The 325-nt window shown below is 65.2% G+C and carries 1 protein-coding gene; it reads left to right on the top strand.

Annotated features, from left to right (window positions below):
- On the top strand, positions 1 to 287 hold a 287-nt coding region (locus EN846_RS34195; protein WP_189587209.1), incomplete at its 5' end, for a dihydrodipicolinate synthase family protein.
- Positions 288 to 325 lie beyond the last annotated feature (38 nt).

Genomic DNA, 325 nt, shown 5'->3' with positions numbered 1-325 from the left:
CCGGGCTGGTCACCGCGTTCCCGCGCGAGACGGTCGCCATCTACCAGCTGATGAAGCAGGGCCGCCGCGAAGAGGCGCTCGCCATCTACCGCTGGTTCCGGCCACTGCTCGATCTCGACGTCTCGACCTATCTGGTGCAGAACATCAAGCTTGCCGAAGTGTTCGCCATCAACACCAACGACCGCGTGCGCATGCCGCGCCAGCCGCTGTCGGGCGAGCGCCGCAAGGCGGTCGAGAAGATCGTCAAGGACGCGCTGGCGGTTCGCCCGACGCTGCCGCAGTTCTGAGGGCTTTCTTCTCCCTATTTTCGGGGTGAAGATGGCGG

Origin of the sequence: Mesorhizobium sp. M4B.F.Ca.ET.203.01.1.1, from assembly GCF_004791025.1 — a bacterium.
In the GTDB taxonomy this organism is placed as follows: domain Bacteria; phylum Pseudomonadota; class Alphaproteobacteria; order Rhizobiales; family Rhizobiaceae; genus Mesorhizobium; species Mesorhizobium abyssinicae.
Note: the sequence above shows the minus strand (reverse complement) of the source record. Positions and strands in the feature narration are given on the sequence as shown.